This window comes from Desulforhopalus sp. IMCC35007 (assembly GCF_005116575.1).
In the GTDB taxonomy this organism is placed as follows: Bacteria; Desulfobacterota; Desulfobulbia; order Desulfobulbales; family Desulfocapsaceae; genus Desulforhopalus_A.
Map to the genome: position 1 here is coordinate 61,583 of NZ_SWCN01000019.1, position 19,548 is coordinate 81,130.

Genomic DNA, 19,548 nt, shown 5'->3' on the forward strand with positions numbered 1-19,548 from the left:
CGTCTGTACGGGCGAGATAACATTTCTAAGAGGCACATCAAATTTGAATAATGTCGAAGAAAGAGGCATAATAATCACAAGTGCAAGCCTGGCAGTCCTCTTTAGTACCTTAGAAATTCAATTGAAGTTTGCGCTTCTCTCTTATTTTTCATGAATGAATTTCGTGAGATAGCGGTAGACCTTCGAGGTACTTTTCCCGTTCATCGGGGTCAAAACAAATACAAACGTAAAGGAATATAATGGGTAAGCAATTAGGAATACTTACGGCAGGGGGTGATAGTCCGGGTTTGAATGCGGCCATTCGTGGAATAGGGAAGTCAGCGCTGGCCCTTGGAGATACCCAGATCATTGGATTTCGGGATGGCTTTCGAGGGCTTATGGAAAACCGGATCATGCGCCTTGACCGGGAAACGCTTTCCTCGATACTCACACGTGGAGGAACAATTCTGGGGACAAGCAGAGATAAGCCTCATAAAATGCCTGTAGGCAGTGAGGTGATGGATATGACAGAGGTTATCTGTGATAACTATCGGCGACACAACCTGGATGCTCTCATCTGTATAGGGGGTGGGGGAACGCAGAAAAATGCCTACCGTTTAGCAAAGAAAGGACTCAATATTATCACTTTGCCAAAAACCATTGATAACGATGTTGCTATGACTGATGTCACCTTTGGGTTTCATACGGCCATGGAGATCGCCACAGAGGCTATTGATCGGCTTCATTCCACAGCCCATAGTCATCACCGGATAATAGTTGTGGAAATCATGGGTCATAACGCGGGCTGGCTTGCCCTTGGTGCGGGAGTGGCCGGGGGGGCCGATGTTATATTGATTCCGGAGATACCTTATAATCTGGATGCGGCAGCCACTGCTATTCGTAACCGACAACAGAGAGGGACAAACTTTAGTATCGTCGCAGTGGCTGAAGGGGCCCTCTGTGTTGAAGGCCATGCAAGATATACAAAATTAAAAGCTGCGAAAGCCGACGCAAAAGAAAAAGGTGATAATAAAGCCGCCAAAAAGGCCACGGAAAATCTCAAAGAGTTTGAGACCCTCAGGATTAACAATACACTGAGATTAAGCCAGGAGCTCGAAAAGAAGACAGGTTTAGAATCCAGGCTCACAATTCTTGGGCATTATCAGCGTGGTGGGACTCCAACTGCTGCAGATCGTATGCTTGCAACCCGCCTTGGCAGTGCCTGTGTTGACTATATCATGGCAGGTAAAAGCGGTGTGATGGTTGCCGTCGACGGGGAAGGGACTAAAACAGTTCCTTTGGAAAAAGTCGTTGGCAATAAAAAACTTGTGCCCCTCGACCATCCATGGATTCGAGCCGCTAGGAATGTGGGTACATGCCTGGGAGATTGACAGTGGTGTAATTTATTATCTTGTAGTATTTTATTGAGGCCTAGCAAGGGTGAGTACGCAGGATGTGCTCACCTTTTTTTATTGAGACGGGAAAATATGTTGACGACAAAAATTAATACAACCAAGCTATAGCATAAAACGATTTGATTTATTGGTAAATGTAAGACAAAATCCAGAATACGAATTATAAATAAAACCTGAAAATGAGCGTATTATGAAGGTGAAAAGGATTATTGTTCCCTGTTGTGGTGTAAGTAATCTGGGCCGTTTATCGGTGGATGCGGCACAACGGGTAACAGAAGATGGTGATGCTGAGGTTGTTGCTCTGGCATTTGTTGCAAGCCATGGCGATGGGGCCTGGAACAAGGATGCGTTGCTTGTGATTGATGGATGTGATGAAAGTTGTGCCAGCAGGGTTCTGTCATTAAAGAAGGTGAAGCCAAAATGGGTGCTTGATATTTCAACTCTGGGTATTGAGAAAACCCAAAATGGTAACTTCAGTGCAGAAGATCTGATGTTGGTGGTGGATGCGATAGAAGCCGCCTGCATTGATATTGATGCTCAGGTCCCTGGGTGTGCACGTGGATGTGCTTGCCGCTAAAAGTCCAAAATAAGTCAGTTTATCGAGGGAAGAATGGAAATTAAAATATGTGGCCCCGGATGCAGAAAATGTAACGAGGCCTATGCCAATGCTCTGGCAGCAGCGGAGAGGACCGGAAAAGCGGTCTCGGTGACCAAGGTTACAGATTTTCAGGAAATTGCAATGCTGGGAATTTTCTCAACACCTGCAGTGGTGGTGGACGGACAGGTGAAATGTGTGGGCAGGAGCGCCAGTGCCGATGAAATATTTTCATGGATTGAGGCTTGATCTTTTTCAAAAATTTCAGATATAACAACCCATGGAACTTACAATTACGACCCCGGCCTTACTGTTTCCCGCTGTAACATTTTTACTTGTTGCTTATACCAGTAGATTTCTCGCAATAAATGCGAGAATTCGAAATCTTTACGAACGTTATCAAGAAAAGTCCGATGACGTTATTATTGCTCAGATAGTTTCTCTTAAGAAACGAGTAGTGCTGATACGTAATATGCAGGCCTGTGGCGTTGCCGGGTTGTTCTTTTGTGTCTTTTGTATGCTTGTTCTTTTTGGTGGCTGGCTGAGCCTTGGTAAATGGCTTTTTGTGGCCAGTTTGATTTTGCTTCTTGCCTCTCTTGGTCTTTCTCTTGTAGAAATTTTCATTTCCGTTGATGCGATCAGTATCGAACTGCGTGATTTCGAAAGGCGTATGAAAAACGCCCGACTTGAAAAAGGAAAAAAGGGAAAAAAGTCAAATTTATAGAGGCAGAAATCTTGTAACCTAGCAAATAGTGTAGAACATTTTTGAAAAAATAGTATTCTCAGGTATACTGATCGTAACGTAGGGAGATAAGGCATTTAATTTTTCTGTGAAGGAAATACAAGTGAGTGTAATGAGACCGGAGAATACGCCAGCCAACGCTCCTCGAAAACACCGGATTCTCGTCATCGAAGACCAGGAAGAGATAAGAGATCTGATTGCCAACTATTTAAATGAGCAGGGGTATGAGGCCAGAACGGCTGAAAACGGTCTGGATGGCCTGTTTATCCTTGAACAATGGCCTGCAGATCTGGTCACTGTTGATATGAATATGCCCATTATGAACGGACGCGATTTCATTGAAAAAGCTGTTGCCAGATGGGCTGAAATGCCGATTGTTGTGGTCTCCGGGATTGGCGCTGTCGAAGAGGCCGTTGAGGCTATACGGCTTGGCGCCCACGATTTCATAACCAAACCCATCGAGAATTTTTCCCTTGTCAATAATACCATAGAAAGAGCACTTGAAGCGGCTGAACTGGTACGGCAGAATCGCCATTATCAGGCAAACCTTGAAAAGATGGTTGAGCAAAGGACCTATGAACTGCAGGAAACCAAACGACAATTGCTCTACAGTCTCGGAAAGTCAGCCGAATACCGGGATAATGAGACGGGACGACACGTCATCCGGGTAGGAGAGATTTGCGCCCTCTTGGGAAAAGCCTGTGGGTTGGAAGATTCTCTGTGTAAAACCTTTGGTGAGGCGGCCCCCCTGCATGATATTGGCAAGATAGGAATATCTGATACCATACTGCTGAAACCCGGCAAGCTCACAGCAGAGGAGTGGGAAATTATGAAATCCCACTGTGAGATAGGTTGCAATATTCTCCGTCATTACTCCACCGACCCAGATACTGAGGAACTGAATTTTCCGGAAATTATTTCCATGGCAGACGATCTCGGTAAGTTGACTATCCTGGAGATGGCCATGGTCATAGCCCTATGTCATCACGAAAAATGGGATGGAGGAGGGTATCCGTGTCAACTTTCCGGCATGGACATCCCACTGATTGCTCGAATTGTCGCCGTCGTTGATGTCTACGATGCCCTGAGCAGTGACCGGCCCTATAAGAAGCCCCTTTCGGAGGAAGTCTGTCAGCAGATAATCAGGGAAGGAAGTGGTAATCACTTCGATCCCGAGATTATTGATCGTTTTTTTGAGAATATTGATGAAATCATGGCCATCAAAAAACGATGGATGGATTAACTCAATGATGGAGTCCGTCTAAATTGTGTTCGAACGCGCACTAAATAGCATATTTATCAGCATAGCCACGAGGAGTGACCATAAGATCGTTCCACCTGTAGGTCTGGCTGTTTCCAATAATCACTGTTGATTGCATACCTATCTCATTTTCGAGTAAATCCTGAAGGGTTGTAATGACGATTGTTTCATTTTCCCGCGTGGCGGCCGTCACTATTCCCACAACCGTTTCAGGGCTTCTATGTTCAAGGAAAATCTCCCTTGCCCGGACGATCTGTTCGGTTCTACGCTTTGACTTCGGGTTGTAAATTGCGGTGACAAAATCGGCCACGGCAACCGCTTCGAGTCGTTTTTCAATGAGAGGCCATGGAGTTAAAAGATCCGACAGGCTCACCGCTGCAAAATCGTGCATGAGTGGGGCTCCAAGGCGTGCTGCACAGCTGTTAATTGCAGCAAGACCTGGGAGTATCGCTATTTTGCATTTGTTCTCTGACTTTTGAGCCATTTCAAAAACAAGACCTGCCATCGCGTATATACCCGGATCTCCACCTGAGACCAGGGCGGTGGTTTTCCCCTGTTCTGCAAGGTCCAGAGCGGTTCTGCAGCGATCAACCTCTTTCATCATCTCAGATGAGATAACTTCTTTTCCCTCGAGAAATTCAGGAATCAGCTCGAGATAGGTTTTGTAGCCGATGATCACATCGGCATTTTTCAGGGCAGATATTGCCGCGACTGTCATATGTTCAGCCGAACCGGGACCTGTACCTACAACGTAAAGGGTGCCTGGGCCACTGCCATTGTTACATTTTTCCATTTGCGTTTCCTACTGATAAGAAGATTACTTTTTGCACTGAGAAGAGCTGCCGGTTCGGCAACCCCAATGGCTCCTACCGCCTTTAAGGCGGCAAAAGAAATCTCAAGATTGTTTTGTGAGTTGATGGTTGATTTGTCAAAGAACTCAATGGACCAGCTGTTTTTTTTTGCAAACTCCAGGAGGCCAATTTCATCGTTTTTTTTATCGATGGAGGCCAGATTTTTAATACTTTTACGGCTCAGTCGTAAATCGGAAAAAAGCTCGGCCAGGGCATCTTCAAACTCTGATAGTGGAGTGCCCCTGTTACAGCCTATGCCGATAACAAGGTTTTGTGGATAAAATTGGACGGCATGGACGTTGTTGTCGTTTTTGTTGGAGATTATGATATCCGCCTCTTCAGGTCGGTTGGTACCCACCAGCCCATTAGGCAGGCTACCTGTCAGACCATCACAATAGACAGAGAGCTTTTTCCGGTTCACCAGCCGGGTGGTTATTTCGGTAAGCTCATGCCTTCCAGGTGGGGTCAGGTTGTTGTCTCTTGCCCATATATCAAGGGCAACAAGACCGAGGGTGTCTGATGCGGTGGTGATCACTGCCTGTCCTCCGCTTATTGCTGCAATTTCACGGGCAAGATCATTGCCGCCGCCAAGATGACCGGAAAGCAGGCTGATAACAAAGCTGCCCTGCTGGTCGCAGACAACAATGCAGGGGTCTGTCTTTTTGTCGGTGATCAGAGGGGCGATTGAGCGGACCACTATTCCTGTGGCCATGATGCAGACAAACCCATCATAGCTTTGCCAGTGGCGTTTAAGCAGTTCAGCCACTTTCTCGTCCTTGTTGCGGCGGAGGGGGTGAGCGGAGGCAAGCCGGTCTGCAATCAGCTTGGCCAGACGCTGGCCAGCCTCTGTTATGCTGATGATCCCAACCCTCACTGTGGCTCAACCCCTTTTCTATAGCCATGGGTGAAGGTGCTGTCGTAGAGTTTGGAGAGAACCGGAGGTGGTGCTTCGGTAAGGACCCTGCCCACGGCAATGAGCGCCGTTTTGGTAATCTGTGCTTCTGTCACAAGCTCTGCAATCGTTGCCAGTGTTCCTCTTATTTTTCGCTCTTCTGGCCAGCTGACCTTTTCCACTACGGCCACGGGGGTATTTTCAGGGTAGCCACCTTTTCTGAGATCGTCCACGACCTCTTTTATCATGCCGACACTGAGAAAAATCATCATGGTAGCCTGATGGCTGGCAAGTAGATCAAGGCTTTCTTTTTCAGGAACCGGGGTGCGTCCTGTCCGCCTGGTGAAAATGACGGTCTGGGATATTTCAGGCAAGGTCAACTCTGTTTGCAGGGCGGCTGCGGTGGCGGTCGCTGAGCTTACTCCAGGGATGACTTGAAAGGGAATGTCATGCTCGTTTAACAGGGCGATCTGTTCGTTAATGGCGCCGTAGATAGAAGGATCACCCGTGTGGAGACGAACTACTTTCTTGCCGCTGTTATAGCCCTGCAGGATGATGGCGAACACTTCATCAAGACTCAGACCCGCGGAATTATAAATAGTTGCACCAAGTCCAGTGATAAGCGCCTTTGGCACAAGGCTGCCTGTATAGATGACAATATCAGCCTCTTTGAGAAGCCGTTGCCCTTTGACCGTGATCAGTTCAGGATCACCGGGGCCGGCACCAATAAAATGGACAAGAAGGGGAGATGTCATGTGAGTACTTTCGCTTTTGCTCTGGTTCATCGACTACCTGTTGTAATGGTTATCGGGTTAAATGTAAGGGTTTTGTTGGAGCAAGCTGTTCTTGTGACACTGAGAGTTGTTGTCTGCACGGTAAAGTTATGGCGGCGCAATAGCAGAGGAGCCTCTGTAATGGTTTTTTCAATAACTCCGTTAATAACAATACGCCCATCTGCGGGAAGCAGATTGTCTGCAAGCTCTGTGAGCGCTGGTAATGTGCCGCTGCTGCCGCCCACAAATATTCGGTCCGGGGCTGGCAGCTCACTCAAAATCTCTGGAGCCCTGCCAAAAACCGGAATAACGTTATAACAGCCAAATTTACGAATATTTGCCTTGATATTGCTAAGCTCTTCGTTCTTATGTTCAATGGCATAGATTGTAAGGCCGGGGTGTGAGCGTCCAGCTTCTATGGAAATAGAGCCGCTGCCTGCCCCCACATCCCACACAACTCCAGAATCAGGAAGGCTCAACTGATGCAGGGTGGCTGCGCGAACCTCATTTTTGGTGATGAGACCACGGCTGTGGATAATGTCATCCTCGGTGAGGCCAAAGATTATTGATGGATTTTTGGGAACGGCTCTGTGCTCGATATAAAGGACGTTAAGCGGCGAAAATGTTTCCTGCACTGTTTCCAGAAGTGATCCTGAAAAAAGCCGCTGGCTTTCAAGGCCAATATCTTCGGCTACCATGACTGTTATCGCTCTTGCTGTCTCAGCGTCGTCAATAAGCGACAAATAATCATGAAGACATTTGCAGATTGTCCCTGGGTTATTGGTATTATCCGTTAAAAGGAGCGTTTTTTGGTTCTGCAGGATAAGGCCAGGAAGATGTTTGCTGTTGCGCCCGTGGAGGCTTACAACCACGGCGTCATCCCACGATGTTTTAAAAAGTGCACATGCCCGTTGAATGGAGGTGAGTGCTGGAAAAAATAAAATTTTTTCCGCAGGAAAATTCAGAAGTAGTTTTTTGCCAATACCATAAAAGAGTGGATCACCGCTTGCGAGAATTCCAACATTTCCTCGTAAAAGAGAACTTTTAATCAGTTGAAGTTGTTCCTGAAGCGGACTGATGTTATGAATTGCAGCCGTAGGATCGAAAATGATTTTCTGCAGGCGGGGAGTGGCAAAGATGTGTTTGCAGGTCGTAAGAACTTTTTGCCCGGCCGAACTCAATATTTCATCTGCAACCCCGATCACGAAGAGCTTATACATGGGTGATAACCTTGGTCTGATGGTCTATCAGATAAATATAAACTCTGGTTCCTGCAACGGATTGTGCATAATCCTTGGCCTTCAGGCACACCTTGGTTATAAGATCAGTCTGACCTGTCGCTTCGATATGGGTGAGCATTTCACGAGCTGTGTTGGATTTGCGCAAAAGGTCGATGAGTGGTGGCACGGCGCCTAAACTTTCGAGGAGTTCTGCACCCTGTGCGACTTCAAGAGCCCCGTTTTTTACATGGGTCTGGGGGATTTGCAGGGCTGCTTTCATTACTTTGGCCCACATCCCGGCATAATGGATGGTTGTGAAACCTTTTTCACGGGCTGCATTAAGCGCGAAAAAGAGATAATCCCCCATCTCGGCGTATGCCTCCTCCGGCAGTTGCAGAAGATGCTGGGCACCTTTCTCGGAGGTTCGTCCGGTTGAGATGACTATCTCCCTAAGACCGGCCTCTTTTGCCACATCCATACTTGCAGAGATTGTTGCAGTCCATGCATCTGCTGATATGGGGCGTACTATACCTGTGGTACCAAGAATAGAGAGGCCGCCCAGGATGCCAAGTCGTTTGTTCAGGGTTTTTTCTGCCAGCAGTTCACCATCGACAACCGAGATAGTAACACTCAGTTCCTGGTCGGTCACTTCACCCACAGCCTCAAAAATCATTTGCCGGGGCACTGGATTAATGGCGGGTTCACCAACACCTATTGCAAGACCGGGTTTCGTTACGATACCTACGCCCTTGCCTCGAAAGAGCTGTATATTCAGGAAGTTTACAGCGGGGCTCTCAGGGTTTTCATGGTGGCCGAGTTCAACCGTTGCACAAATTTCAGCCTTGTTGGTTACATCGGGGTCATCGCCTGCATCTTTTATGATGGAGGCGGTTGCCGATGGTTCATTTATCGTACAGGAATGAACGATAAATGATTTGCGGGAACCGTCCGGGAAACCAATTTCAATAGTTTCAGGGGGAGTGCCGGTCACAAGAGCCAAAGCGGCAGCTTTGGCCGCTGCAGCACTACAGGCGCCTGTGGTAAATCCGCTGCGCAGTCGTTTACCCATTTATTCAGCTGCAAGTCTGATGAGAGCGTTAACAATGGCTGCCGCAACAGGGCTGCCACCTTTTCGGCCAAGGCTGGTGATGTAACAGCTGTTCTGTTCTACGAGCAGCGCTTTTGACTCTGCTGCGTTGACAAAGCCTACTGGAACGCCGACAAGAAGCGGCTTTACTCCCTTCATCTCTGCACTGGTACGTATTGCCTGAACAAGTGCTGTGGGTGCATTGCCCATGGCCACAATCCCGATACTGTCGTCGAGATTCATGGAAATGGCCATTTCAGATCTGGTCTTTGTTGCGTTTTTTGCAGCTTCAGCCACAACAGGGTCGGCAACCTTGCAGATCACTTCTCCTCCATATTTATTCAGTAAGGCCTTGCTGATGCCTGCGGCTACCATGGTAACATCGGTGAGAATGTTTTTTCCATCCCTGATCGCTTTAATGCCTGCTTCTATCGCGCCTGGAGAAAAGCGCATATTTTCAGCAAAGCTAAAATCACCGGTTGCATGGATTACGCGCTGAACAACCTTGAAGGTGAGAGGATCAAAAGAATGGTCTCCAATTTCTCCTGCAATAATTCGAAAGCTCTCTGCTTCTATGTCTGCAGGTGCAATGTCTTGTAATGTAACTGCCATAATATTATTCCTGACAATAGTTGATGAAAGCGGTTGCCACCTCAGGTGAGTAACCGAAATGCAGGTGCAAATAGCCCCCGAGAACCCTGCGATGCCTGTATCCTTCACGGGTTCCGTTATTTACCTGGTAGAGGCGGGGGATTGAAAAGTCCATCTCTTCAATATTTGAGTAGTGGAATTCATGGCCACGCAGGATAGTTCCAGCAGGACCGAAACAGGACCTGTCAACAGTCTTTACCTCCCGGTAGCCAAGACTTGCCCGCTTTGTCTGCATGGCAGAAAAAACAGGAAAGGCCCCCACAAGATTATGGCGTTGCCCGTCATGGTCAATAATTCCCTGGGTAAGATACATAAAGCCGCCACATTCTGCATAGACGGCGCCGTTACCCTCGATCCACCGTCTCAACTCGCTCAGCATTGAGCTGTTTGCGCTCAAATCTTTTGCATAAAGTTCAGGATAGCCGCCACCAAGATATATTCCATCAATGTTTTCAGGAAGCGTTGTATCCGTAAGCGGGCTGAAAAAAACAAGTTCAGCACCTCTGTTGCGCAGCAGGTCAAAGTTATCTTCATAGTAAAAACAAAAAGCTTTGTCACGGGCAACCGCTATCCTGCAGGGTAATAAATTCTTAACAGGGTTCGTAGCCTCACTGTTTACCGCGGTAAATGAGCTGCAGAGCTGGACCAGGCGATCAAGGTCGATATGTTCTTCTATGGTTCTTGCAAGAAGTGCGATGTGCTCTGTAGAAATTGGTGCTTCTTCACCGGTCAGCAGCCCTAAGTGCCGTGAAGGAATGGAAAAATTGAGGTTTCGTGGTAGATAACCCAGTATCTCTGCTGTGCAGTTTTTAGTTATTGCATCACTCACCAGCTGAAGATGCCGCTCACTGGCAATATTGTTGAGAATAACCCCCGTTACTCTGGCGCCTGGAGAATAGGTCTCAAAACCTTTGACGATGGCAGCAGCACTATCAGCCATGGAGCGGACATCTAAAACCAGGATATTGGCTATACCAAGCGTCTTGGACAAAGAGCCACTGGAGGACTCCCCTCCGTCAAACATTCCCATAACCCCTTCAATTATAGCAATGTCACTATTGTGCAGGTTCGTTAAGAAACATTGTTCTGTATGCTCTTTTCCGCACATCCACAGATCAAGATTGCGGGAATGTACTCCGGTGACCAGTTGATGCAGGCCGGGGTCAATGAAATCAGGCCCGCATTTATAGGGCTGCACCCGCAGGCCCCGCTCCTTAAAGGCTGCCATCAGGCCAAGGGTAACGGTTGTTTTGCCTGAGCCGCTTGATGTGCCGGAAATAACACAAGCAGGGATCTGAGGGGTCATTGTTGAGCCTCCGCTTTCACCTCAGCCAGGGGGTAAAAAATGGTATGGAGCTTGTCAATACCTTCAAGAATCCGAATCGTGGGTCTTGATACCAGTTGCTCATCAATCAGGTAAATATTGTTATCTCGAACCGCGCGGATTGCTTCAAAGCCCGGTTCGTTTTTTATAACTTCGATGTTCACCGGGTTCATGCGTCCATGTTGGCTGAGGAAAATATCGATATCATTGCCTCTACTGAGGAGTTTTTCCTTGCCGACAAAGGCAATGTTTGTGGTTCGTACTCTGGACGCGTCACTTACTATATTGACTCCACCTGCTGTCTCAAGAATGAACATGCCGATGCTGTTTTCGGCAAAGGTCTTCATCTTCGCATGGATCGCCTCAAAATACACTTTAGGGCGCTCTGATTCAGGAATTTTATCCACACGTGCTGTCATGGCGGAGACGCTGTCTGAAAATCGCTTACACATTGTCTCAGCCTCCTCTTCATGGCCGCTCAGGCTACCAAGTGCCCTCCAGTAATCAAGCATTTCTTCAATGTTGGTCGGCTGCAGGGAAATGACGGTTATTCCAGCATCCCGTAATTTTTTTATAAATTCCGGGTAGGAACGCTCCACCATTGGCCGAATGAGTACCAGATCGGGGCTGCCAGCGATGAATTTCTCGGGATCATCCCGGTAAGAAAAACGGGGTCTGTCCAGTACAATATCAGGATAGTCATCACTTGTCGATATGCCTGATAGTTGATTTGCCGCCCCCAGAGTACAGAGGTTTTCGGTATGAGCTGAATAGAGCGAAATAATTCTAGTAAAGGGTTTCGTAAAGGATATTTTTTTGCCGTGACTGTCAAAGATGTATTTTTCTCCCCCAGCTTCCTGACCCCAAAGACTGGAAGCAAAGAGCAGCAGTATACCGATGAAAATGAGAAGGGTGGATGAGCAATATTTATAAGAAAGTTTCGCTCGCATAATTATTGATTTTTTCCTCCATAGCGGAAGCTGATTTGATAGGACTGGTTGTACTCATCCCAGGCAATGTTACTGTCCACCCCGAAGACCTCTCTGACAACCTCTGTCGTCAGGGTGGAACGGGTGCTGCCGGCGCTTACTATCTTGCCTTTGTCCATGATGAGGACCTCATCACAGTAGGCTGTGGCAAGGTTGAGGTTGTGCATAACGGCGACAATGGTTCGGTGGTGACTGTCCACTAAATCCCTGGCGAGGTTAAAGATCTGCAGGGTGTATTTTATATCAAGACTGGAGGTGGCTTCATCAAAAAGGAGCAGAGGGGTGTCCTGGGCAAGGGCACGTGCCACCACGGCCCGCTGTTTTTGACCTCCTGAGAGGGTGCTGGTGTATCTGTTTCTCATTGCCAAGATACCGATTGCTTCCATTGCCCTGTCGACGTGCTCCCAGTCAGTTGGAGTAGGGGATGAAAATCGAGGGATATAGGGATGGCGTCCCATAAGAACAACCTCCTCCACGGAAAAGCCAAAACCGGTGTCATATTCCTGGGGAACCAGGGCAAGGAGGGTCGCCAGATCTCTTTTGCCGTAACTGGAAAGAGGTTTGTCAAAAAGGTGAACGGTTCCTGCCGATGGTTTCTTGTTACCGGTGAGAAGGTCAAGAAAAGTGGTTTTTCCACAGCCATTGGGACCAATGATTCCGTAAAATTTTCCGGTGCTGAGTTCAACGTTGATATTCTCAAGGGTTGGAACTTTTCCATAGGAAAAAGAGAGCCCTTTCGTGGAAAGAGCGACAGGCTTATTCATAGGCTCTTCCTTTTTGCTTTTGTCTGAAAATAATACAGAAAAAAGGACCACCAATCAGGGCCGTGAGTACACCTATCGGTACTTCCATAGGCAGCACGGCTCTTGTGATCGTGTCTGCAATGAGGAGGAGAATACCACCCGCAAGCGCTGAAGCCGGAAGGAGCTTTCGGTTGTCGGGGCCAACGAGATAGCGCATGAGATGCGGAACAATGAGGCCAATAAAGCCAATAATTCCAGTGAGTGCGACACAGATGGCTGTGACAAATGAGGCGCTGAGAAGAAGTGTTTGACGCACTGTTGCCGTCTCAACCCCAAGTGAATCTGAAGACCTTTTGCCAAGGGACATGATGTTGAGATCCCGTGCAAAATAGAGAGTGATGAGCAGACCAAAAAGGACTGTGAGCGCGAGCAGCAGTACTCCACTCCAGGTGGAAGATCCAAAGCTGCCCATGAGCCAGAAAATGATAATGGCTACCTGTTCATCGGCAAGATATTTTAAAAAACTGATACCGGCAGACAGGATAGCCCCCACTATGACCCCTGATAATATAAGAGTCTGTGCAGATATAAGTCCGCCGAAGGTGGAGAGACGCATCACCACGGCAAGAGTGGCTATAGCACCGAAAAAGGCAAACAGTGGCGTTGAAAAATGGCCAAGCAGGGTAATATTGGCGAGCAGGGCGATGGATGCGCCAAAAGCTGCACCACTGCTTATTCCAAGGGTGTAAGGATCAGCCAGTGGGTTAAGGAGAATACCCTGGTAGATCACCCCGCTCAGAGCAAGGCCAGCCCCCACAAGGACTGCTGTCAAAATGCGGGGCAGTCGTACATCCATAACGATGTAGGGAATAGAGGCTTCCACTGACTGGCTCATTTCAGGTGCTCCAAACAGCTGCCCTCCAATGACTTTAAGGATGTCCTGCCACTGTATCTGCATATATCCCATCCCGGTAGAGGCAATAATTGAACACAGCAGCAGTGCTGCAAGACAACAGGTGAACAATATATTTTTTCTATCCAGTCCAGGTCCCATAAATATCCGTCAATAAATTACAACATTGCCCTCAGGCCAAAATAAACCACAGAAACGAAAATAAGGCAAAAGGCTCTGGTCAATTGGCTGGCTGCAACGAGCAACACCGCAAGACGAGGTGTGTAAATACCTGTGTAATAGGGCAGTTGATGGCGTATAGCCCGTATGGGGGTTGAGAGAATGTTTCCCACCAGAAGCGCCACGACCACCTCGTTATAGGTCAGACTATTGTCTGCGAGCAGGGCACTGGCTGCTGCAAGGCCTGCAGAAAATTCGGTTGTAACATGGAGAAGAACAATACCGAGGGCTTTTGGATTGAGCCAGCTGAGAAAAAAACCGCTTTCTGCGAGATAGTGCTCCATAGAGGAAAAGATTCCGAACTTATTCAGAAAAAAGAAACCCAGATAGACTGGAATCAGAAATTTCAGTATCTTAAAGATTCGTTTATTCAGTCTCTTCAAGCTCTTGTCAAAGGCCTCTTTGACGCTCGTTTTGTTTTTTGCCGGCTGCTGCTCTCTTGGAGCTTCGTTGTTTGGGGGCAGGAGAAAGGCGCCGAGTGCAACGACGAGAATGGTTTGAAGTATGGCTCCAGTAAATGTGAGGCCGACGTAGATTATAGCTCCGAATTTAATAAGAGGCGCAGTGAGGAAAAAGACTGTCGGGAGATGAAGGAAAAAGCGGGGAAGCGAGTTGAAGAGATTTGCAAGAACCAGCTCTCTTTTTGATATCTGCCCTTTGTCGTAGGCTTCTGCCAGGATAGTATTGGCGGAGACCCCTGAAAAAAAGGCCACCGAGAAACTTGCACCGGTAAGTGCCGAGAGATGTCCTCTCTTTATAAGGGGACGGGCAAAAGCCGCAAGTTTGTGTGTCCAGTTGAGACTTTCTATAAAACTGGCAATAAAGAGTCCTAGAATTATGAATCCGGTAATTCTGGCTATTGGTAAAATAATCTGGGGCCAGATTGTTGACAAAATTTCCTGTACCATAAAGACAATTGCAGAGAATGAATTAAAATGAAGTCAGTTTTTCAAGAGCCGATAGTACACTTATCAACTCATAAAGAAAATGTATTTTTTCCTTTGAGCTGGCTGCGTTATTCCATCATTGCTTAATAAATACGGGTGGCTCTGGCAGGTCGATGGAGGGATAATAATTGTTGACTTTCAGTATTTACCTTTGTTAAGTCTCTGCATACGATTCAGGTGCTGAAGTATTCAGCCTATGAGGGAATTCCGTGTAAATCGGAAACGGGCCCGCCGCTGTAACCGGGGACAACGTTCACCTTAGAATACCACTGGGAGAGATCCTGGGAAGGTGTGGACAATGGTTGATCCGGGAGTCAGAAGACCTGTCTGAAACGTTGTTGTTGGTTATCCCGTGGACAAGGATACCACAATCGAGACGAGGAGACAGGGAATCCCCGGATCATTTATTTGATTCGGGGATTTTTTTTTGCGTTACTTCCACTCTTTCTGTTCGCCCTGGTAGTAAGGGTACCGACACAGGATAGGCGGAAAGGGCAAAAGGATCTCCTCGGGAAAATGTCGAATATTTTAAAGGTGGATAGATAATGCAAGGTACGTTTTATGTTGTTGGAGTAGGGCCAGGCGATCCACAGCTTCTCACCTTAAAAGCTGCCGATGTTCTTCGAAAATGCGATACCTGGTTTGTGCCGTCAGCTTTTGAGAATGGCGGTAGCATGGCTCTTAAAATTGTTTCAGGAGCCGTTGATTCTGCCGGAAAGACAATACTCAGTCATCGCTTCCCCATGAAGCAGGTGCAACGTGGCAAGACTCCCGATGTCGAAGTACAGGATGCATGGGATGTCGCGGCCAAGACGATTATGGGATATCTGGAGAGCGGCAAGGATGTAGTCTTTCCCACCCTTGGCGATCCTGCAATCTATTCCACCGGTTTTTATGTCTGTGAGACCCTTCAGGAGTATGGGGCTCCTTTTAATCTTGAGATTATTCCCGGAGTTTCAGCCATTGGTGCCACCTCTGCCACCTCAGCCATGCCCCTTTGTCTGGGCGATGAAAGGCTTGTTGTTATTCCCGCATCTTTTGAAGATGATAAAATAAGAGAGTTACTCGCACTCAGCGATGTGATCGTCTTTATGAAAGTTTACAAGGTAATGGCCAAGCTGGTTGCCTTGCTCGATGAGTTAGGCCTTGTGGATAAGGCGGTACTCGTTGAAAAGTGCAGTCTGGGGGACCAGAGAGTCTGGACTGACATTCGCAAGGCTGTTGGTCAGGATATTCACTATTTTTCAACCATGGTTGTCCGTAAGTAATAGATAACACGATTCATGTGTACACTGCTCCCGATTAGAATCGTGGTTCCAGAAGGGAGCAGGGCAGCCACATGATCAAATAAATGCAGGTAAACCTCTCGCGGTAAGCGATGGTCAAAGACGAGCGAGACAAGATAACAACAGTTACGATTTTATTGTATTCTAAACATTAACGGATCACGGCTTTAGCCTGATGCAGGCCACTTTTGGCTGTTGTATTGGGCATAAGAACAGCCTCTTTGCCCATGATTGTGCCCGGACTGGTGACGGAATTGCAGCCGGTTTGACAGCCGTCCCCAAGGATTGCTCCCAGTTTTCTTCTTCCTGTATCTACGCGCTCGCCTTCGTAAAAAACATATATGTTACCGGGAAGAAACCTTAAATTTGCAAATTTTGTCCCGGCACCAAGATTGCTGTCGCGACCAAGGATGGAATCCCCCACATAGGCAAAATGGCCAGCCTTGGCATCGTTGAGAAAGATGGAATGTTTAATCTCTGTGGTATGGCCCAGCACACATCTTTTTCCGGCAAGGCAATACCCTCGCAGGTAGGCCCCCTGGCGCACTTCGGTGCAGTCCCCAAGTATTGCAGGCGACTTAACCATAGCACCGGTTTCAATAAGAACGCCTTTGCCAATGGCAATCTTTTTGCCTGTGATGACGGCCCCGGCCATGATAACTGAGGCTCCTTCGAGAATCGTCGATCCCTGTTTGACCTTCAGACCCATCTTTGTTGTGTCGCCGAATTCGATATCATAACCAGTGGAGTTGAGCATTTTCCCTTCGTGGATGATGACATGATCGGGGAGAGGTACACCGTCTTTGACAAAGCCATGATCGTATTGAGGATAGATATAGCTGTCCATGTATGATTTCAAATCATTGAGCGGCTGCCATACAGGACGTGCAGGTTGAAACAGCTGAGCATCAGGAAAATCGGCCAAATCAAAAAAAGAGAGTACAGAAATCATGGATATCCTCATAGAAATGAATATAAAGTCATATTAACAGAACGTATTAGTATGAAAGAATTACATGGAGAGTTCAAGTTAAAATATTAGCGCACGGTTCGCTTAATAAAGCTTGCTTGACTTAAGTTCCCTGCATGTTTAGTATTTCGTGGGATTTTCCGGAGTGGCGCTGTCATGTGGGCTATCTGGTTGAATATATATGTTATTACGAGAAATTAGGTTGATAAATATAGTGGTGATGAGCTCTTTTCCGGAGTGCATTGTTTTTAAGGGTTTGATGGAGGGTTGAGTGGAATTTAATGATTCTTTAAGTATAGGTATGGACGATTTCTCAAATAATGAAGAGATGGAGATACCTGAAGTTCTGCCCATGATGGCGGTACGGGATGTGGTTGTCTTTAACTATATGATAATCCCACTTTTTGTTGGCCGTCCAGGTTCTGTGGAAGCCGTTAATGAGGCGCTTGGTCGTAATAAATTGCTGATGCTTGTTACCCAGAAGGATGCTACCAAAGACAATCCTGCAGAAGAAGATCTCTACAAGGTTGGTATGGTCTGCATGGTGATGAGAACGCTCAAACTTCCGGATGGCCGCCTGAAGGTACTGGTGCAGGCAATGTCTAAGGCCCGGATTAAAAAATTTGAGCAGACCGAGCCTTTTTATCAGGTCGCCGTCGATGTGATTGAAGACGTGGAAGTAAAAGAGGTGAGCGTAGAGGTTGAGGCCACCATGCGCACTGTACGTGAGCAGACAGAGAAAATCATGTCGCTTCGTGGAATTCTCTCAGCTGATCTGATGATGATCATCAATAACATCGAGGAGCCGGGCCGTCTTGCCGATCTTGTCGGTTCAAACCTTAGACTTAAAATATCAGAATCACAAAAGATTCTCGAAGAAACCGACCCTGTTGACAGATTAAAGCTCGTGAGTGAACTGTTGACCAAGGAACTTGAAGTCTCCACAGTTCAGGCAAAGATACAAAACGATGCCAAGGAAGAGATGAGCAAGTCTCAGCGGGAATATTTTCTGCGAGAGCAACTCCATGCCCTGCAAAAAGAGTTAGGGGATACGGATGATCGTATGCAGGAGGTGGAGGAACTTGAGAAGAAGATCAAGAAAACTAAAATGCCCAAGAAGATTAAAAAAGAGGCATTTAAGCAGCTGAGCAGGATGGATATGATGCATCCTGATTCTTCCGAGGCGACGATTATCAGAACTTATATTGACTGGATTCTTGATGTCCCCTGGAAAAAAAGCAGCAAAGATATGCTTGATCTCGCCCATGCAAAACAGGTCCTTGATGAAGATCATTTTGGTTTGGAGAAGATCAAGGAACGGATTCTTGAATACCTTGCCGTACGCAAGCTCAACAACTCAACCAAGGGGCCAATTCTTTGTTTCGTAGGGCCTCCAGGTGTTGGAAAGACTTCCTTGGGCAAATCAGTTGCCCGCGCCATGGGGAGAAAATTTCACAGGATTTCTCTTGGCGGTATGCGCGATGAGGCGGAGATTCGCGGACACAGAAGAACCTACATCGGGGCAATGCCCGGGCGTATTGTTCAGGGTTTGAAGACCGTTGGAACTAACAACCCCATCTTCATGATGGATGAGATTGACAAGGTTGGCTCAGATTATCGGGGCGATCCATCTTCTGCCCTGCTCGAAGTACTTGATCCTGAGCAGAACTTTGAGTTCTCTGATCACTACATGAATCTGCCGATTGATCTGTCGAAGGTGATGTTTATCACAACGGCCAATATGAGTGATACTATCCCAGGTCCACTGTTGGACCGTATGGAGGTTATTCGTCTTTCGGGCTACACCCTGGAAGAAAAGATCGTCATTGCAAGAAAGTACCTTTATCCTCGGCAGCTCGAGCAAAATGGTCTGAAGCCTCGCAACATAAAGATGGACGATGAAACCTTGAAAAATATCATCACCCATTACACCCTGGAGGCGGGGCTGAGAAACCTTGAACGGGAAATCGGTAAGGTTTGCAGAAAGGTCGCCAGAAAAGTTGCTGAGGGTGGTAAAGGACCGTACTCGGTTTCCATGAAAAATCTTCATCTCTATCTCGGACCGCCTAAAATTATTCCTGAATATGAGATGGAAAAACTGGAACAGCCAGGGCTTGTAACAGGTCTTGCCTGGACAGAGGTCGGCGGTGAGATCCTGCAGATTGAGGTAAATGTAATGCCCGGCAAGGGGAAGCTGACCCTTACCGGCCAGCTTGGCGATGTTATGAAAGAGTCTGCCCAGGCAGCACTCACCTATTGCAGAAGTAGAACCGCAGACCTTGGTGTTGACGAAGAGTTTTTTGATAAGGTCGATTTTCATATCCATGTCCCTGCAGGGGCAATTCCAAAAGATGGTCCTTCGGCTGGAATAACAATGGCCACAGCATTGTACTCAGCCATCACCGAGAAAACTATTGCAAGACATACTGCAATGACCGGGGAGGTAACGCTTCGGGGCAGGGTTCTGCCGATAGGCGGTTTGAAAGAAAAGGCACTTGCCGCTCTTCGAGCAGGAATTAGCAGAGTTATTATTCCCTGGCAAAATGAGAAAGATCTCATGGAAATTCCACAGGATATCAGAGATAAAATGGAGTTTTTCCCTGTGAAGGATATGGATGAAGTTGTGAAGATCGCTTTTCCAGAGGAGGGAACCATCTCCTCTAAGGAAAAGAAAAAAGCGTAAGTTAGAAC

Annotated in this window: 19 protein-coding genes and 1 riboswitch; of the genes, 7 read left to right on the plus strand and 12 right to left on the minus strand. The window is 47.3% G+C overall.

Annotated features, from left to right (window positions below):
• Window positions 1–239: 239 nt before the first annotated feature.
• From FCL48_RS18170 to FCL48_RS18190, 5 genes are all read left to right on the plus strand, one after another.
• Entirely contained in the window at window positions 240–1,370 is a 1,131-nt protein-coding gene (locus FCL48_RS18170; RefSeq protein WP_205747755.1) for a 6-phosphofructokinase, read from the plus strand.
• A gap of 214 nt (window positions 1,371–1,584) precedes the next feature.
• Window positions 1,585–1,971 carry a putative zinc-binding protein gene (locus FCL48_RS18175; protein WP_136874261.1) on the plus strand — a complete coding sequence of 129 codons (387 nt, stop codon included), beginning with the start codon at window positions 1,585–1,587 and terminating at the stop codon, window positions 1,969–1,971.
• A 33-nt stretch (window positions 1,972–2,004) separates the two neighbouring features.
• A complete protein-coding gene (locus FCL48_RS18180; RefSeq protein ID WP_136874263.1) occupies window positions 2,005–2,238 on the plus strand; it encodes a thioredoxin family protein in 234 nt (77 codons plus the stop codon).
• A 31-nt stretch (window positions 2,239–2,269) separates the two neighbouring features.
• The gene (locus tag FCL48_RS18185; RefSeq protein ID WP_136874265.1) at window positions 2,270–2,713 is read left to right on the plus strand and encodes a DUF2721 domain-containing protein; all 444 of its coding nucleotides are present in this window, start codon (window positions 2,270–2,272) and stop codon (window positions 2,711–2,713) included.
• 130 nt (window positions 2,714–2,843) lie between these two features.
• Window positions 2,844–3,974, plus strand: a complete 1,131-nt coding sequence (locus tag FCL48_RS18190; protein ID WP_136874352.1) for an HD-GYP domain-containing protein — start codon at window positions 2,844–2,846, stop codon at window positions 3,972–3,974.
• Between the two features lie 40 nt (window positions 3,975–4,014).
• Here the strand turns inward: FCL48_RS18190 and cobJ are convergent, their stop codons facing one another.
• The 11 genes from cobJ to FCL48_RS18245 are packed head-to-tail and all read right to left on the minus strand — an operon-like array spanning window position 4,015 to window position 14,547.
• Window positions 4,015–4,785, minus strand: a complete 771-nt coding sequence (gene cobJ, locus FCL48_RS18195) for a precorrin-3B C(17)-methyltransferase (RefSeq protein WP_136874267.1) — start codon at window positions 4,783–4,785, stop codon at window positions 4,015–4,017.
• Window positions 4,737–5,717, minus strand: a complete 981-nt coding sequence (locus FCL48_RS18200) for a cobalt-precorrin 5A hydrolase (protein ID WP_136874269.1) — start codon at window positions 5,715–5,717, stop codon at window positions 4,737–4,739. Before FCL48_RS18200 ends, cobJ begins: the two co-directional genes overlap by 49 nt.
• On the minus strand, window positions 5,714–6,520 hold the full coding sequence (gene cobM / locus FCL48_RS18205; protein ID WP_240744881.1) for a precorrin-4 C(11)-methyltransferase: 807 nt from the start codon (window positions 6,518–6,520) through the stop codon (window positions 5,714–5,716). Before cobM ends, FCL48_RS18200 begins: the two co-directional genes overlap by 4 nt.
• Entirely contained in the window at window positions 6,517–7,728 is a 1,212-nt protein-coding gene (gene cbiE, locus FCL48_RS18210; RefSeq protein ID WP_136874271.1) for a precorrin-6y C5,15-methyltransferase (decarboxylating) subunit CbiE, read from the minus strand. Before cbiE ends, cobM begins: the two co-directional genes overlap by 4 nt.
• Window positions 7,721–8,797: a cobalt-precorrin-5B (C(1))-methyltransferase gene (locus tag FCL48_RS18215; RefSeq protein ID WP_136874273.1), complete on the minus strand. Its 1,077-nt coding sequence runs from the start codon at window positions 8,795–8,797 to the stop codon at window positions 7,721–7,723. The genes cbiE and FCL48_RS18215 overlap by 8 nt, the downstream gene beginning before the upstream one ends.
• Complete coding sequence (locus FCL48_RS18220; RefSeq protein WP_136874275.1) at window positions 8,798–9,427, minus strand: precorrin-8X methylmutase; 630 nt, start codon at window positions 9,425–9,427, stop codon at window positions 8,798–8,800. It abuts the gene before it with no gap.
• A gap of 4 nt (window positions 9,428–9,431) precedes the next feature.
• Entirely contained in the window at window positions 9,432–10,772 is a 1,341-nt protein-coding gene (locus tag FCL48_RS18225) for a cobyrinate a,c-diamide synthase (protein ID WP_240744882.1), read from the minus strand.
• Window positions 10,769–11,740 carry an ABC transporter substrate-binding protein gene (locus tag FCL48_RS18230; protein WP_136874277.1) on the minus strand — a complete coding sequence of 324 codons (972 nt, stop codon included), beginning with the start codon at window positions 11,738–11,740 and terminating at the stop codon, window positions 10,769–10,771. The genes FCL48_RS18225 and FCL48_RS18230 overlap by 4 nt, the downstream gene beginning before the upstream one ends.
• 2 nt (window positions 11,741–11,742) lie before the next feature.
• Complete coding sequence (locus tag FCL48_RS18235; protein ID WP_136874279.1) at window positions 11,743–12,543, minus strand: ABC transporter ATP-binding protein; 801 nt, start codon at window positions 12,541–12,543, stop codon at window positions 11,743–11,745.
• A complete protein-coding gene (locus tag FCL48_RS18240) occupies window positions 12,536–13,576 on the minus strand; it encodes an iron ABC transporter permease (RefSeq protein WP_136874281.1) in 1,041 nt (346 codons plus the stop codon). The genes FCL48_RS18235 and FCL48_RS18240 overlap by 8 nt, the downstream gene beginning before the upstream one ends.
• Window positions 13,577–13,593: 17 nt before the next feature.
• Window positions 13,594–14,547 carry a hypothetical protein gene (locus tag FCL48_RS18245; RefSeq protein ID WP_240744883.1) on the minus strand — a complete coding sequence of 318 codons (954 nt, stop codon included), beginning with the start codon at window positions 14,545–14,547 and terminating at the stop codon, window positions 13,594–13,596.
• Between the two features lie 212 nt (window positions 14,548–14,759).
• A riboswitch (cobalamin riboswitch) is annotated at window positions 14,760–14,947 on the plus strand.
• 199 nt (window positions 14,948–15,146) lie between these two features.
• On the opposite strand from FCL48_RS18245, the gene cobI reads away from it, so the two are divergent.
• Entirely contained in the window at window positions 15,147–15,869 is a 723-nt protein-coding gene (gene cobI, locus FCL48_RS18250) for a precorrin-2 C(20)-methyltransferase (RefSeq protein WP_136874284.1), read from the plus strand.
• Between the two features lie 169 nt (window positions 15,870–16,038).
• Here the strand turns inward: cobI and FCL48_RS18255 are convergent, their stop codons facing one another.
• Window positions 16,039–16,839 carry a hypothetical protein gene (locus tag FCL48_RS18255; protein ID WP_136874286.1) on the minus strand — a complete coding sequence of 267 codons (801 nt, stop codon included), beginning with the start codon at window positions 16,837–16,839 and terminating at the stop codon, window positions 16,039–16,041.
• Between the two features lie 289 nt (window positions 16,840–17,128).
• Here FCL48_RS18255 and lon point away from each other — a divergent pair, with 289 nt between their 5' ends.
• A complete protein-coding gene (lon, locus tag FCL48_RS18260) occupies window positions 17,129–19,540 on the plus strand; it encodes an endopeptidase La (protein ID WP_136874288.1) in 2,412 nt (803 codons plus the stop codon).
• Window positions 19,541–19,548: the final 8 nt, after the last annotated feature.